The organism is Allocellulophaga tsushimaensis, from assembly GCF_055383085.1.
The window spans coordinates 1717947-1735536 of record NZ_AP039451.1; the positions used below are offsets into that span (position 1 = coordinate 1717947).

Consider the following 17590-nt stretch of genomic DNA (forward strand, 5'->3'; position numbering starts at 1 on the left):
GAACTTCTTTCTATAGTTTTTCCTTTCCTAATTTAACCTATGAGAAGCCTTCGCTTAAACCAAATATGCCCAATCTCAATAACCTCCTCCTCCTTCATAGCGACAAAATAAAAATCGACAACTAGAACAAAAGAAGAAGGCAGAAATCCACAAAACCATTGGTGTAAGAACTACTCTAAGCAGTATACAGAAATTGTGGTTTCATAGAGTTCAAAATTTCCTAGTATATAAAGATTTAGAAATAGTTGCCTTAGCACAATATGCATTAGTTATGGACCAAGACACTCCAAATAGTCACAGTTGATGTGAGGTGTTGTATCCACTACCTATTAATAGAAGCAATCAAAAGATTGAACAGTTCTTCCATCAGATACCGCTATCTCCATGGTACACTATAAACAATAGTATTAATCGTAATAGTAAGTATTATACTACAATTATATAACTTATCACTACATAATTACTTTGTTACACAACATTATATTTTATTGGTAATCATATAAAACCATATTTGTAGTATAATACATGTTAAATATTTTATAATATGAAGATCACCAACAAAAAAATAGCACATTACCTCTATGGAATACTGTTCATAGTTATGTTTTTTAATATATCTGCCTTACAGGCTCAGGATAACGATAATGACAGTATGCCGGATATAACGGATTTAGATGATGACAACGATGGTATTTTAGATACGGATGAATCTAATTTGGTCAATCTTGATTTTAGCGGTGTGGCCATAGCCAATCCAGTGGTTGGAAATCTATTTACAGGAAGGCAGCTCACCACAGATGCAGGGATATACCCTGGAGTAACTTTTAATTTGGATGTACTTGATGTCCAGGGATCCAATACAAGTGCTTTTGCGGAGGATATACTTGGTAATAATACAGGTGATCTAGCATTGGCGCGTCAGGTGGGTGAGATTACGTTACAATTAACATTCAGTGCGCCGATAAGTCTTGCGATAAATGAGGATAAAATAATAGGAGGTGATACAGGGGTTAGTGATGATTGGGAATTTTCCATTACTTCCGGAGCCTATCGTATTGATGATAGAGGAACATCGGACTTCACAGTAAATTCATCAACAGCGACCAATTTGAATACTTCTTTTCTAAGTGGTGATGATGATTGGGATATTTTCTTTGATGGAATAACATCTATCGTAATAACCTTTAGAAACCCTTCAGGTTCCGATAATAGATCGGTATTAAACCTAAATGCCAGTTATGCGGATACAGATTTAGATGGGATTGTAAATCGTTTAGACCTAGATAGTGATGGCGATGGTTGCCCTGATGCCAGGGAAGGTGATGCATTGTTTGAGGCAAATCAGTTATCGGCAGATCGTTTAACAGGAGGAGTAGATGGAAACGGTATCCCTACGATAGCAGCTGGTGGTCAAGGAGTCAACCATTCACAAAACAATTTTGTGAATGCTTGTACCAATTCCGATGATGATGATTTGGTAGATGTAGTAGATTTAGATGATGACAACGATGGTATTTTAGATAGTGTCGAGGAATTCACGGGTGAAACATTTACACTTACGGGTTCGGTAAACTTTGCTGGACCATCTACGGGTCTTGGCAGTGAAACATGGTTTGACTATACAACCGTAATAGATGGAAACCTTTTGGGTATTGGTGAATTAATAGGTTCTGGTAGCGGAGCTCCAGGCACAATAGGTAGTTTTAATGTAACTTTTGATGGTGGTGCACAACCCTTTGTGTATATGGGACTAGCTAATTTAGATGCTGCCTATCTCGATTTTTATGATCAAGACGGTAGCCCTTTAACCGTTACATTGCTTGAAGGCGGTCCGGATACTCAGGTAGTGGGCCAAAACCGTATTGGTGATTCAGATCTAGCTACCATTTCAAATGGTAATTCGGCCAATGGAACTTTTAGAATTAACGGTCCATTTACATCTTTACAAGTAGATATTGTAAAACGAAGATCCGATAATGATGCTTTTGCAATCGCTTTTGGAATGGTAGATTTTGATGGCGATGGTATTCTTGATATTCATGATTTAGATTCGGATAACGATGGTTGCCCCGACGCCTTGGAAGGTGCCGGTGGTTTTACCATAGCAGATATCGATACCAATGGAGTGCTATTGGGGGCGGTAAATACTACTACTGGTATTCCAAACGCTGCCGGTACGGGACAGGCAGACGTTAGTTCAAAAGACAATACAGTACAAAGTGCTGCCTGTACCACAGATACCGATGGAGATGGTGTTGCTGATGTAGGTGAATATACAAATGGTACAGATTTAAACGATCCTTGTGATCCCGTACAAGCAGCGGGTTATACAGGCTATGATAACACAAATGCCATCTGGCAAGCAGCAGACTGTGACGGTGACGGCGTGAGCAATGGCGACGAATTTACCAATGGTACAGACCCTTATGAAAATACGGATAGCGATGGTGATGGTGTTTCTGACGATCAAGAAAATAATGATGGTACCGATCCAAATAGTCCATGTGATCCAGTACAAGCAGCAGGCTATACCGGCTATGATAACACAAATGCGATCTGGCAGGCGGCAGACTGTGATGGAGATGGAGTAAGCAATGGTGATGAATTTACCAACGGTACAGATCCATATGCGAGCACAGATACGGATGGTGATGGATTAAGTGATGAGCTAGAGGCAGCAGGTGCCGATGGCGATCCAAGTACAACAGGAGATAATACAGATTTAAATGATCCATGTGATCCCGTACAGGCAGCAGGTTATACAGGCTATGATAATACAAATGCCATCTGGCAAGCAGCAGACTGTGATAATGACGGAGCGAACAATGGCGATGAGTTTACCAATGGTACCGATCCCTATAACAATCCAGGCGATTTAGATAATGACGGAGTGTTTAACGACGATGATTTGGATGATGACAACGATGGTATCTTGGATACCGAAGAATGTGGTATTTCCGTTATCAACGGTTCTTTTGAAGATCCTAATATAGACGGCTACTCAGGACCACTTCCTTTTTCCACTGGGGGCGATGGCGAAACGGACTTCGTTTCCGGGTTTAGCACTATTAGCGGTTGGAACGTGATCGCGGGCGATATCGATTTACTACGGGACTTCGTCAACGCGGCCGAAGGGCAACAATCCATAGACTTGGCTGGCTCATCTCCTGCTACAATAGAGGCCACTATAGATGTTGGACAGGCCGGATCAAACTATAGCTTTTCATTTCAGTATGCATCATTTACTGATGTAAGAGCTGCCGAAGTTTCAGTGGACGGCAATGTCGTGGGAACGGTCAGTGCTACTGCAATGACTACAACTAACGGAAATGGGGCGGGCCAAACCACTTTTACAGTTGTTTGGAATACATATACGTATACTGGGGTATCCACTTCAAATACGGTTCGTATCACGATACGACAAACTGTAGGAACGGCTAACTCTGGGATATTTTTGGACGATTTCAATTTTTCAGGCTGCCTGGACACCGATAGTGACGGGACTATAAACTCCCTCGACCTTGATTCCGACGGTGATGGTTGTTTTGATGCCCTGGAAGGTGATGGTGTCTTTACGGTAGCCGATATCGACACCAACGGAGAATTAACGGGAAGCGTAAATGCCACGACGGGAATACCTGATGCAGCAGGAGCAGGTCAAGCAGATATCAGTGCAAAAGACAATACCACTGAAGGCAGCGCCTGTACCGTAGATACAGACGGTGATGGTATTGTAGATTTAGACGAACATGTGAACAGCACCGACTTAAATGATCCTTGTGATCCCGTACAAGCAGCAGGCTATACAGGTTATGATAGCACAAATGCCATTTGGGCAGCTGCAGACTGTGATAATGACGGTGCAAGCAATGGTGATGAAGATACTAATGGTACTGATCCCTATCAAGATTCGGGCGATGATGACGGAGACGGAATATCCAACGATAAAGAAACTACAGATGGTACAGACGGACTCGATCCATGTGATCCCGTACAAGCAGCAGGTTATACCGGCTACGATAGCACAAATGCTACATGGCAAGCCGCAGACTGTGATGGTGATGGGGTAACAAACGGAAATGAATTTACCAACGGTACAGACCCATATGCGACCACAGATACGGATGGTGATGGACTCAGTGATGAGCTAGAGGCAGCAGGTGCCGATGGCGATCCTTCCACAACAGGAGACAATACCGATTTAAATGATCCTTGTGATCCCGTACAAGCAGCGGGTTATACAGGCTATGATAACACAAATGCCATCTGGCAAGCAGCAGACTGTGACGGTGACGGCGTGAGCAATGGCGACGAATTTACCAATGGTACAGACCCTTATGAAAATACGGATAGCGATGGTGATGGTGTTTCTGACGATCAAGAAAATAATGATGGTACCGATCCAAATAGTCCATGTGATCCAGTACAAGCAGCAGGCTATACCGGCTATGATAACACAAATGCGATCTGGCAGGCGGCAGACTGTGATGGAGATGGAGTAAGCAATGGTGATGAATTTACCAACGGTACAGATCCATATGCGAGCACAGATACGGATGGTGATGGATTAAGTGATGAGCTAGAGGCAGCAGGTGCCGATGGCGATCCAAGTACAACAGGAGATAATACAGATTTAAATGATCCATGTGATCCCGTACAGGCAGCAGGTTATACAGGCTATGATAATACAAATGCCATCTGGCAAGCGGCGGACTGTGATAATGACGGCGCAAACAATGGCGATGAGTTGACCAATGGTACCGATCCTTATAACAATTCAGGCGATACCGATAGTGACGGGGTGTTCAACGATGCTGATTTGGATGATGATAACGATGGTATCTTGGATACCGAAGAATGTGGTATTTCCTTTACCGACGGTTCCTTTGAAGACCCGAGTATAGATGGTTATACAGGACCACTCCCATTTGCTGGAGACAGCGATGGCGAAGTAGACTTCGTTTCCGAGGTTAATACTATTACGGGTTGGAATGTGATTGCAGGGAATATTGATATCCTACGTGACTTCGTGAACGCGGCCGATGGGGAACAATCCATAGATCTTGCAGGTACATCTCCGGGGACGATAGAGACCACTATAGATGTAGGACAGACGGGATCTAGTTATAGCTTCTCCCTTCAGTATACAGCATATACTGGAGAAAGGGCTGCCGAGATCTTAGTAGACGGCAATGTAGTGGCAACAATCAGTGCCGTTGGAACGTCTATAAACAACGGACAGGTAGCGGGCCAACCTGTTTATACAGTGGATTGGAATAGGTATAGCTATACAGGGGTATCTACCTCCAATACGGTTCGTATTACCATACGCTATACCGTAGGTGGCTTTAATTCAGGGATCATATTAGATGATTTCACTTTCTCAGGATGTCAGGACACTGATGGTGACGGCACCATAAACAGTCTCGATCTGGACGCCGATGGCGATGGTTGTTTTGATGCCTTGGAAGGTAATGGAGGCTTTACCGTAGCGGCTATTGATACAAACGGGGAATTAACGGGTAGCGTAAATGCTACAACAGGAATACCAGATGCAGCGGGAGCGGGCCAGACCGATATCAGTTCATTGGACAATACTACGGAAAGCAACGCTTGTACCGTGGATACGGACGGTGATGGTATTTTAGATTTAGACGAACATGTAAACGGCACCGATTTGAACGATCCTTGTGATCCCGTACAGGCAGCAGGCTATACAGGCTATGATGCTACAAATGCAATTTGGGCAGCAGCAGACTGTGATAATGACGGTGCAAGCAATGGTGATGAAGATACTAATGGTACCGATCCGTATCAAGATTCGGGCGATGATGACGGAGACGGAATATCCAATGATAAAGAAACAAACGATGGTACAGGAGCAAATGATCCCTGTGATCCAGTACAAGCTGCAGGTTATACGGGTTATGATAGCACAAATGCTATATGGCAAGCCGCAGACTGTGATGGAGATGGCGTAAGCAATGGTGATGAATTTACCAATGGTACAGATCCTTATGCGACCACAGATACGGACGGTGATGGTTTAAGTGATGAGCTTGAGGCAGCTGGTCCTGATGGTGATCCAAGTACAACAGGCGATAATACTGATTTAAACGATCCCTGTGATCCCGTACAGGCAGCAGGTTATACCGGCTATGATAGTACAAATGCTACATGGCAAGCCGCAGACTGTGACGGTGATGGCGTTACTAATGGCGATGAATTTACCAATGGCACGGATCCTTATGCAACGACAGATACGGACGGCGATGGTTTAAGTGATGAATTGGAAGCAGCTGGTGCAGATGGCGATCCATCAACAACAGGAGACAATACCGATTTAAACGATCCATGTGATCCAGTACAAGCTGCAGGTTATACAGGTTATGATAGTACAAATGCTACATGGCAAGCTGCAGACTGTGACGGTGATGGCGTAAGCAATGGTGATGAATTTACCAATGGAACTGATCCATATGCCACCACAGATACGGACGGTGATGGCTTAAGTGATGAGCTAGAAGCAGCTGGTGCAGATGGTGATCCAAGTACAACAGGTGATAATACAGACGGACTTGATCCCTGTGATCCAATACAAACAGCAGGTTATACCGGCTATGATAGTACAAATGCTACATGGCAAGCTGCAGACTGTGATGGAGATGGCGTAAGCAATGGCGATGAATTTACCAATGGAACTGATCCTTATACAAGCACAGATACGGACGGTGATGGTTTAAGTGATGAATTGGAAGCAGCCGGTGCAGATGGTGATCCGTCTACAACAGCCGATAACACAGACAGTAATGATCCCTGTGATCCAGTACAAGCCGCAGGCTATACTGGTTATGATAGCACAAATGCTACATGGCAGTCAGCCGACTGTGATGGTGATGGCGTGAGTAATGGTGATGAATTTACCAACGGAACAGATCCTTATGCAACGACAGATACCGACGGTGATGGCCTAAGTGATGAATTGGAAGCAGCTGGTGCAGATGGTGATCCGTCTACGACAGCGGATAATACAGATTTAAATGATCCCTGTGATCCAGTACAAGCAGCAGGTTATACGGGTTATGATAGTACAAATGCTACATGGCAAACAGCAGACTGTGATGGAGATGGAGTAAGCAATGGCGATGAATTTACCAATGGTACAGATCCATATGCAAGCACAGATACGGACGGTGATGGTTTAAGTGATGAGCTAGAAGCAGCTGGTGCAGATGGTGATCCAAGTACAACAGCCGATAACACAGACAGTAATGATCCCTGTGATCCAATACAAACAGCAGGCTATACGGGTTATGATAGCACAAATGCGATCTGGGCAGCAGCAGACTGCGATGGAGATGGAGTAAGCAATGGCGATGAATTTACCAATGGTACTGATCCATATACAAGCACAGATACAGATGGAGATGGCGTTTCTGACGACCAAGAAACCAACGATGGTACTGATGGTAACGATCCATGCGATCCAGTTCAGGCAGCTAACTATACAGGCTATGATAATACAAATGCTATATGGCAGGCGGCCGACTGTGATGGTGATGGCGTGAGTAATGGTGATGAATTTACCAATGGTACAGACCCTTATGCAAACGCAGATACCGATGGAGATGGCGTTTCTGATGACCAAGAAAATAATGATGGTACAGGAGCAAATGACCCCTGTGATCCAGTACAAACTGCAGGTTATACCGGTTATGATAGCACAAATGCTATATGGCAAGCCGCAGACTGTGATGGAGATGGCGTAAGCAATGGTAATGAATTTACCAATGGTACAGACCCATATGCAACTACAGATACGGACGGTGACGGACTCAGTGATGAGCTTGAAGCCTCTGGTCCTGATGGTGATCCAAGTACAACAGGAGACAATACAGATTTAAATGATCCATGTGACCCTGTACAAGCAGCAGGCTACACAGGTTATGATAGTACAAATCCTACATGGCAAGCAGCAGACTGTGATGGCGATGGGGTGAGTAATGATGATGAGTTAACCAATGGTACCGATCCTTACGGAGGAAATATCGATAGTGATGGCGATGGTATCTTGGATGATATGGAGGTAGCTGACGGTACAGGAGCAAATGATCCCTGTGATCCTATGCAAGCAGCAGGTTATACCGGTTATGATAGTACAAATGTGATCTGGCAAGCCGCAGACTGTGATGGTGATGGGGTAAGCAATGGTGATGAATTTACCAACGGAACAGACCCATATGAAGGCACTATTGATAGTGATGGTGACGGTATTACAAATGACAACGAAACCAACGATGGTACTGACGGACTCGATCCTTGTGATCCTATGCAAGCTGCTGGTTATACTGGTAGTGATACGAGTAATCCAATCTGGCAAGCAGCCGACTGTGATGGTGATGGGGTAAACAATGGTGATGAAGATACTAATGGTACTGATCCTTATGGCGGAAATACGGATAGCGATGGTGATGGTGTTTCTGATGATCAAGAAAACAATGATGGTACCGACCCAAATAGTCCATGTGATCCTATGCAAACTGCAGGTTATAACGGTTATGATAGCACAAATGCCATCTGGCAGGCCGCAGACTGTGATGGAGATGGGGTGACGAATGGCGATGAAGATACTAATGGTACGGATCCTTATGGCGGAAATACCGATAGCGATGGTGATGGTGTTTCTGACGATCAAGAAAATAATGATGGTACTGATCCAAATAGTCCCTGTGATCCCGTACAAGCTGCAGGCTATACTGGTTATGATAGCACAAATGCTACATGGCAAGCCGCAGACTGTGATGGTGATGGGGTTAGTAATGGTGATGAAGATACTAATGGTACGGATCCTTACGGCGGAAATACGGATAGCGATGGTGATGGTGTTTCTGACGATCAAGAAAACAATGATGGTACCGACCCAAATAGTCCATGTGATCCTATGCAAGCTGCTGGTTATACCGGTTATGATAGCACAAATGCCATCTGGCAGGCCGCAGACTGTGATGGTGATGGGGTGACGAATGGTGATGAAGATACTAATGGTACCGATCCTTACGGCGGAAATACGGATAGCGATGGTGATGGTGTTTCTGACGATCAAGAAAACAATGATGGTACCGACCCAAATAGTCCTTGTGACCCAGTACAAGCTGCTGGTTATACTGGTAGTGATACGAGTAATCCAATCTGGCAAGCCGCAGACTGTGATGGCGATGGGGTGAGTAATGGTGATGAAGATACTAATGGTACGGACCCTTATGGCGGTAATACGGATAGTGATGGTGATGGTGTTTCTGACGATCAAGAAAATAATGATGGTACTGATCCAAATAGTCCATGTGATCCTATGCAAGCTGCAGGTTATACCGGTTATGATAGCACAAATGCCATCTGGCAGGCCGCAGACTGTGATGGTGATGGGGTTAGTAATGGTGATGAAGATACTAATGGTACTGATCCTTATGGCGGAAATATGGATAGCGATGGTGATGGTGTTTCTGACGATCAAGAAAACAATGATGGTACTGATCCAAATAGTCCTTGTGATCCTATGCAATCAGCAGGTTATACTGGTAGTGATACGAGTAATCCAATCTGGCAAGCTGCAGACTGTGATGGTGATGGGGTGAGCAATGGTGATGAAGATACTAATGGTACTGATCCTTATGGCGGAAATACGGATAGCGATGGTGATGGTGTTTCTGATGATCAAGAAAATAATGATGGTACCGACCCAAATAGTCCATGTGACCCAGTACAAACAGCAGGTTATACCGGTTATGATAGCACAAATACGATCTGGCAAGCTGCCGACTGTGATGGCGATGGTATTAACAACGGTGATGAAGATACTAATGGTACAGATCCTTACGACGGTAACACGGATAGCGATGGTGATGGTATTTCTGACGATCAAGAAAACAATAATGGTACCGATCCCAATAGTCCTTGTGATCCCGTACAAGTAGCAGGTTATACGGGTTATGATAGCAGTAACCCCATCTGGGAAGCTGCAGACTGTGATGGTGATGGGGTAAGCAATGGAGAGGAAGGATTAAATGGTACCGATCCTTATAACAACCCAGGTGACAGTGATGGTGATGGTATATTGGATGATCAGGAAATACAGGATGGTACTGATCCAAACAGTCCTTGTGATCCAATACAGAATGGGGATTATACCGATTTTGATAGCAATAATGCTATTTGGAGCGCAGCAGATTGTGACGGAGATGGCATAGCCAATGGCGAAGAATTTACCTTGGGAACAAATCCTTATACAATTGATACGGACGGTGATGGTATTAGTGATGGTCAAGAGCAATTGGATAATACAAATGCATTAGATACTTGTGATTCAATTGGAGGAACTCCAGCAGCAGGATCAAGTTGTGATATTCAAATTGCAAATGACATGATAGATTCAACTATTGGAATGACCAATTTTGTGATTCAAGGCATTGATTTATATCCAGAAAACACGGTACAAATCTTCAATCGATGGGGTGTACAGGTGTATGAAGTCAGTGGCTATAATAATGAAGACCGTTCGTTTACAGGTATTTCAGAAGGCCGAAGTACGATCTCTAAACAAGAACAGTTGCCTTCTGGTATTTACTACTATATCATTCGATATAACGATGGTGATAGAGTAAGAACAGTAAATGGCTACCTGTACGTAAATCAATAAAAAAGACAAAAAGAAAAATCATGAGAAAAATCATAATAGCCTTATTAGGTATCATAAGTTACTTTCAGGCTTTTGCCCAGCAAGATGCGCAGTATACGCAATACATGTATAATACCATAATTATTAATCCTGCATATACTGGTTCTCGAGATGTTTTGAGTCTCTCTGGTTTACACCGAGCCCAATGGGTAGGTTTAGACGGCGCCCCAGTTAGTAGCACATTTAGTGCCCACAGTCCAGTTTCTAAACGGATAGGTCTTGGTGTATCTGTTTTAAATGATGAAATAGGGAATGGTACAGTACAAGAAACCTACTTTGATGCAGTAGCCTCGTATACAATTCCGGTTTCCGATCAAGGGAAGCTATCATTTGGATTAAAAGCAGGCGGACAATTTTTTAATCTAGACTTTAGCAGGCTTCAAAATTTTTCACCTGGAGTTACGGGAAGTCCACCGAATATTGATAATCGTTTTTCCCCCAATTTTGGTGTAGGGCTTTATTACTATTCAGATCGATTTTATACAGGTCTTTCCGTTCCAAATTTGCTAGAGACAGAACATTTTGAAAATAATGATGGCTCATCAAGTTTTGTAACCCAAGAGCGTTTGAATTACTATTTGATCACAGGTTATGTTTTTGATCTAAACCCCAATTTAAAGTTTAAGCCAGCGGGCTTGGTAAAATCTGTTTCAGGGGCACCGTTACAAGTAGATGTTTCGGCTAATTTTCTGTTTCAAGAAACCTTTTCTTTAGGCATAGCCTATCGTTGGAGTGCAGCAGTAAGTGCATTGATGGGTTTTCAGGTAACCGATCAGATTATGCTTGGAGTATCTTATGATTCTGAGATTACCGATTTAGGCGCTACCACTTTTAATGACGGATCTTTTGAACTCTTTTTACGATTTGATTTTTTAACAAACTACAAACGAGTGGTGACCCCACGCTTTTTCTAAAAAAAATACTATTATGTTACATTACACTAGAAATATACTTTGCTGCTTACTTATTTTCTCCAGCCTATGTTTGGCACAAAGCGGCACCAAAAGAGCCAATTCGTTGTATGAAGATCTTGCCTATGTAGAGGCCGTAGACATGTATCAAAAGCTTATAAAGAAGGGCTATACAAGCCAAGAGATTTATGGTAATATTGGTGATTCGTATTATAAGAATGCCAATTATACAGCAGCCTGTGAGTGGTATGCTAAATTGATGGAAGTAGAAGGGATGGATAAGGATACCTATTATGTTTATAAATATGCGCAAGCTTTAAAATCTGCGGATAGGTATGAAGATTCTAATCTATGGATGAATAAATTAAAGGCCATATCTGCTGATGACATCAGATTGAAGCACTATGAAGAAGATACCGATTATTTAAAAAATATTTTATCGAATACAGGGAATTATACAATAGATAAGTTGCCTTATAATACAGAGCACTCCGATTTTGCCCCTACCTTTTATAAGGAGAAGCTAGTATTTTCATCAGCCAGAAAGAGAGGCATGTTTGTAAAACTATCCCATACATGGAATAAAGAACCTTTTTTAGATTTGTATCAGGTAGATTCATCAGCACAAAGTTTGGTGAGGAAGTTCAATAAAAAGATCAATAGAAAGACACATGAAAGTTCTGCAGCCTTTACAAAAGATGGGAACACCATGTATTTTACACGAAACAACTCCAAGAAAGGGAAATTTAAGCGGGATAAGGATGGTTATAGCCGATTAAAAGTTTTCAAGGCAACATTTAAAGAAGGGAAATGGACAGAGGCGGTAGCCTTACCTTTTAATAATGATTTGTATTCAGTTGCGCACCCTTGTTTGAGCAGTGATGAGAAGCAATTGTACTTTACTTCAGATATGCCAGGAGGTTATGGGGAGTCAGATCTTTATGTGGTGGATATTTTATCCAATGGTCAGTATAGCGAGCCAAGAAATTTAGGCAGTAAAATTAATACAGAATCACGGGAAACCTTTCCATTTGTATCAGGCACAAACCAGCTTTATTTTGCCTCAGATGGGCATCCTGGACTAGGAGGCTTGGATATTTTTGAAATGGATTTAGAAAAACCAAATGCTACAGCAAAAAATTTAGGAGCGCCTATTAATAGTTCAGAAGACGATTTTTCATTGATCTATAACAATCTTGCGAATGAAGGCTATTTTTCATCAAACCGTAAGGGAGGTCAAGGCTCTGATGATATTTATATGTTTAGAAAGACAGTAAAAGAAGAACAAGAAGTAGTGGAAGAGGAAGAGGAAGAAGAAAGTATAGCAGCTGTTACACCAGTTGAAGAAGAACTTCCTGCAGTAGAACTACCTTCTTTGGAGGAACTTAATGATCAACTTTCTCCAGTATATTTTGATTTTGATAGCCATACGCTAAAAACACAGGAGACAAGCAAATTAGAAAAGCTAGTACAATTGCTTAAAGACAATACGCAATTGATTATTGAAGTAAATGGCTATACAGATTCTAGAGGAAGCAGTCAATACAACCAAAAGCTCTCTGAAAAAAGAACAAAACACGTAGTAGACTATTTATTGAAAGAAGGTATTGCTATAGAACAGATAAGCTCAAAAGGCTTTGGAGAATCTCATATTAAAAATAAATGTACAAACAGCAGCCATTGTTCTAAAAAAGAACATGCATTGAATAGAAAAGTTGAATTTAACCTACGCTTTTAATGAGTCTATGGGCTAAAATTTCTCCAAGTGAAGGGCAAGATTTATTTCTTAATTAAGCAATAATGAAAAAAAAGCTAGGAGGTAGAGGTTGTCTAATATGTAGACAGCCTCTTTTTTATTTTTTGGACTGAGATAATTCGAGCTTGATATAAAATAATTTTCTATGATTTATAGCCATGATCAAAATGTCTGGAGTAAAAGGATTTAGAACAAAGCATCTTATTTTTTATCAAAATTTATGATAAAATGAATCGTAAACAAATTCATTTATACCTTTTCAAAAATAACTGCTGCACCTTGCCCAACTCCTACACACATAGTTGCTAAACCGTATTTGGCATTTGAACGTTTTTGTAATTCGTGAAGTAAGGTAGCTGTAATACGTGTACCACTACAACCCAAGGGGTGTCCCAATGCTATTGCACCTCCATTTACATTAACAATTTCTGGGTTTACGCCCAATTCATCAATACAAGCAAGCGATTGGGATGCAAAAGCCTCATTCAGTTCAATTAAGTCGATTTGATTGATTTTTAACCCTGCACGTTTTAATGCCTTTTCTGTAGCAGGTACCGGACCAATTCCCATAACAGCAGGAGCTACACCAGCTATAGCCATAGAGACTACCCTTGCCATGGGTTTTAGATTGTATTTTTTTAAGGTTGCTTCATTCACTATTAAGCTACAAGCACTGCCATCATTAATGCCAGATGCGTTACCAGCTGTGACTGTTCCATTTTTTTTGAATACAGTTTTTAAGTTTCCTAATACCTCAAGGCTACTGAGTCTAGGATGTTCGTCTTCTGAAAATACGCTTATTTTCTTCTTGGGGCCTGGTACGTTTACTGATATAAGCTCTTCTGTAAACCTTCCTGTTTCATGTGCTTTTTGATATTTTAACTGACTGTTGCGAGCAAAAGTATCCTGAAGTTTACGCGAAATTTTCCACTGCTCTGCTACATGTTCTGCTGTTTCTCCCATTGGATAAGGATGGTATAGTTCTGCTAATTTAGGGTTAATAAAACGCCATCCCATAGAAGTATCTTGCAGCTCCATATTTCTACTAAAAGCATTTTCAGCTTTTCCTAGCACAAAAGGAGCGCGACTCATACTTTCTACTCCACCAGCTATGTATGAATTACCATCACCAAGCATAATAGCACGGGAAGCATCCATAATAGATTGAAGACCTGAAGCACACAATCTATTAACGGTAACGCCACCTATTTTTTCAGGAAGCCCTGCCATCAATAATGCCATTCGGGCAACATTACGATTGTCTTCTCCTGCTTGGTTGGCTGCCCCAAAGATAACATCTTCTATTTCGTTAAAATCAAAATTTGGATTACGCTTTATGAGTTCTATAATTACTTGAGCCGCTAAATCATCAGGACGTATAGTACTGAGCGCTCCACCATATTTACCAATAGGGGTTCTTAAAATATCTACTACATAGGCATTTTGTATTTTCATTAGTGAGCTATTTTGTGTAACGGATTCTTTAATTGATTTATAAAATGGGCAGATGTATTCTTTTTAACCTCTTCTAGTGTAGTATTGGGCATTAGCTCAATTAAAAACATCTGCTTGTCTTTAAACTCGAAAACAGCCAAATCTGTAATTAAGATATCTACAGCATGTGTTGCTGTAAGAGGTAGGGTACAGGCTTTAACTACTTTTGATGTTCCTTTTCTATTGGTATGGGTCATGGTGACAATCAATTTTTTAGCACCTGCTGCTAAATCCATTGCCCCGCCAACTCCTAGTAACGGTTTTCCTGGAACAGTCCAATTGGCAAGATTTCCTTCTTCATCTACTTGCATTCCGCCCATTACGGCCACATCAATATGTCCGCCTCGTATCATTACAAAAGAATCAGTACTATCAAAATAACTACTTCCAGGAATAGCTGTGACTGGAATTTTCCCAGCATTTACAGGGTAATCCATAGCACCGCCGCCATCTGGTGGTGCTGGTCCGACTCCCATCATTCCGTTTTCGGTATGCATAAGCAACTCATCTTCTGGTTGTATTAAGCTTGCAATTAGTGTAGGAATACCAATTCCTAAATTTACAACGGTACCTTTTTTAAATTCACTATACGCTCTTTTAGCAATAGCCATACGAATAGGGTCTGTATTTTGAGACCTTGCTACGGATACCGAAGTTCCTAAATCGGCTTCTTGAATCGGTGCTTCTACTACATAATCTACAAATATGGAAGGAGTATGAATATGTTCTGGAAGTAATGTTCCCAAGGGTACAATTTCATTCACTTCTGCAATAACAATATCAGCGGCGGTTGCCATAGCTTTGTTAAAATTTTGATCAGTTCTGCTATAGGTTAAATTCCCAGCAGTATCTGCACGATCGGCTCTAATAAAAGCAATATTGCCACGAATGCCTTCTACAAAAACTTGCTCTACTCCCTTTAATATCTGGGTATTACTATTTTCTGAAAATTGCGTATTTACCCCAGTTGGAGTATAAAAACCTCCTATTCCTGCGCCTCCAGCACGCAATGCCTCTGCTAGGGTGCCTTGCGGAATTAATTGGTGCTCTACCTTATTATTCATGGCCCAATGCACTGCATCTTTATTACTGGTAAAGTAAGAACCTATGATTTTTTTTAGCTGTCCGTTGAGTAATAGACGACCTCCGCCTAAGTTATGTTCTCCAACATTATTACCAATATATGTTATATTCCTTGTATTGGTTTTGGCCAATGCTTCTAGAATATATACTGGATGCCCTGTCATTCCAAATCCTCCGGCGAGTAATACATCACCATCATTAACTAAATTGGCGGCTTGTTCTTTAGAGACAACTTTTACTTTTTTCATACCTTACTTTTGTGTATTTCCTTTTTTAATGAATTTATAGTTTAAACCAATGCTTAAAAAGTCTGTTGCAAGTTCGGTTCCCACGCTACCTCCAGGAACAACTCCACTGGCTAAAGTAAGTGGTCCTTCAATGCGGTTGCTAAAACCTCGATGATATGCAATGTTAGCTTGTAAATGATTTGAAAAAGAGTACCCTAATCCAAAATTAATAGCATGTTCTATGGTTGAGGGTGCTGGAACGGTAAAGATTACATCTTCTTCTTCAATAGGAGAATTACCATATGAATATCCAAAACGTATTGGAAGACGATCGTTTATGCTATATTGAACTCCAGTGGCGAGTGCAAATACATTACCCCAACCAAAACCAAGCTGCCTACCATCAGCGGCATAGCCTGTAGTGCCTAGTCCATCAGTATTTTCAAAGTCAATATAACGAAGGTCAAGTGCAAATTTCCATTTTGCATTAGTAAAACCACTGCCTATAGAATAAATAGCAGGATGATCTACATTAAGTGTTTCATTACGGATTGCTGCGCCTTGTAATGAGGGTATGGTTTCTAATTCAAAATCGTTAAAAATTTGAGGACTTTTATAGCTTAATCCAAGGCTAAAACCTGATGGGGCATTATAAAAAACACCTACTTGTGCTCCAAATCCAATAGCATTACCATCTTGTACACCTGGAAAAAAACCAGAACCGTTGACATCCCTGTCTGGCGGTACTGCCAAAAACGGGGTTCCTCCTATGGTAGCTAGGTTAATATTTGGTGTAATCCCAACAGCGACACGATCTGATACACTATAAACAGCTGTAAAACCGAGTTGTAAGAGGGCATATTCTTCAGTAATAGTAGGCCCTACACCTGCTGGTGGAGCAAATAGAATGGGGTTGGTATTATCTTCTGGATATTCTGTTAAAAATCCAGAAACTCCTAGCGCGCTGAATGCAAATCGCCATTTTTCGTTATTGGGTTTGTATAAAATTGCCAATGAAGGTACTACGGTTGTACCGCTATTACTTGCGGTATTTCCACTAATAAAAGTACCTGGACTAGCAGGATTGGGTACTGTGCTAGCAAGTTCTGAAGTGCTAAATATTGCTGTTCCTGTTAGTACAACTTCAGTCTGGTCAAAGGTTGATAAGCCCGCTGGATTCCAGTAAATGGCTCCCATAATATCGCTTGGATTTCCTGTAGCGGCACCACCCATTGATAAATTAATTGGACCAGCACCATTTAGAATATTTCCATGTTGTGCAAAGGCTGCTGTTGCTGTGAACATTAGCAAACCGAAAAGTTTTTGAATTTTCATAATCGTTATAGTTTAGAGTTCCCATCACCATGTATAAATGAATTAATTGGCT

Annotated in this window: 6 protein-coding genes; 3 read left to right on the forward strand and 3 right to left on the reverse strand. The window is 41.6% G+C overall.

Annotated elements, in window-relative coordinates:
* Positions 1-544: 544 nt before the first annotated feature.
* Genes ACZ451_RS07360 through ACZ451_RS07370 form a run of 3 tightly spaced genes read left to right on the forward strand, consistent with a single transcriptional unit; the run spans position 545 to position 13381 of the window.
* Positions 545-10693, forward strand: coding sequence for a T9SS type B sorting domain-containing protein (locus ACZ451_RS07360; RefSeq protein WP_464216470.1), 10149 nt, complete (start codon positions 545-547; stop codon positions 10691-10693).
* Positions 10694-10713: 20 nt separating this feature from the next.
* On the forward strand, positions 10714-11646 hold the full coding sequence (locus ACZ451_RS07365) for a PorP/SprF family type IX secretion system membrane protein (protein WP_464216468.1): 933 nt from the start codon (positions 10714-10716) through the stop codon (positions 11644-11646).
* Positions 11647-11659: 13 nt separating this feature from the next.
* The gene (locus ACZ451_RS07370) at positions 11660-13381 is read left to right on the forward strand and encodes an OmpA family protein (RefSeq protein ID WP_464216471.1); all 1722 of its coding nucleotides are present in this window, start codon (positions 11660-11662) and stop codon (positions 13379-13381) included.
* Between the two features lie 267 nt (positions 13382-13648).
* Here the strand turns inward: ACZ451_RS07370 and ACZ451_RS07375 are convergent, their stop codons facing one another.
* From ACZ451_RS07375 to ACZ451_RS07385, 3 genes are read right to left on the reverse strand one after another with little or no spacing between them, the layout of a single operon-like run.
* On the reverse strand, positions 13649-14848 hold the full coding sequence (locus ACZ451_RS07375; protein ID WP_464216909.1) for an acetyl-CoA C-acyltransferase: 1200 nt from the start codon (positions 14846-14848) through the stop codon (positions 13649-13651).
* Between the two features lie 5 nt (positions 14849-14853).
* Positions 14854-16224 (reverse strand): 3-oxoacid CoA-transferase, encoded by a 1371-nt coding sequence (locus ACZ451_RS07380; protein ID WP_464216472.1) that lies wholly within the window; start codon positions 16222-16224, stop codon positions 14854-14856.
* 3 nt (positions 16225-16227) lie between these two features.
* Complete coding sequence (locus ACZ451_RS07385) at positions 16228-17538, reverse strand: OmpP1/FadL family transporter (RefSeq protein ID WP_464216473.1); 1311 nt, start codon at positions 17536-17538, stop codon at positions 16228-16230.
* Positions 17539-17590 lie beyond the last annotated feature (52 nt).

Bases quoted from the DNA above. Each gene is read 5' to 3' on its own strand.
- ACZ451_RS07360 (WP_464216470.1), top strand. From the start codon at position 545: ATGAAGATCACCAACAAAAAAATAGCACATTACCTCTATGGAATACTG.
- ACZ451_RS07385 (WP_464216473.1), bottom strand. From the start codon at position 17,538: ATGAAAATTCAAAAACTTTTCGGTTTGCTAATGTTCACAGCAACAGCA.
- ACZ451_RS07380 (WP_464216472.1), bottom strand. From the start codon at position 16,224: ATGAAAAAAGTAAAAGTTGTCTCTAAAGAACAAGCCGCCAATTTAGTT.
- ACZ451_RS07370 (WP_464216471.1), top strand. From the start codon at position 11,660: ATGTTACATTACACTAGAAATATACTTTGCTGCTTACTTATTTTCTCC.
- ACZ451_RS07365 (WP_464216468.1), top strand. From the start codon at position 10,714: ATGAGAAAAATCATAATAGCCTTATTAGGTATCATAAGTTACTTTCAG.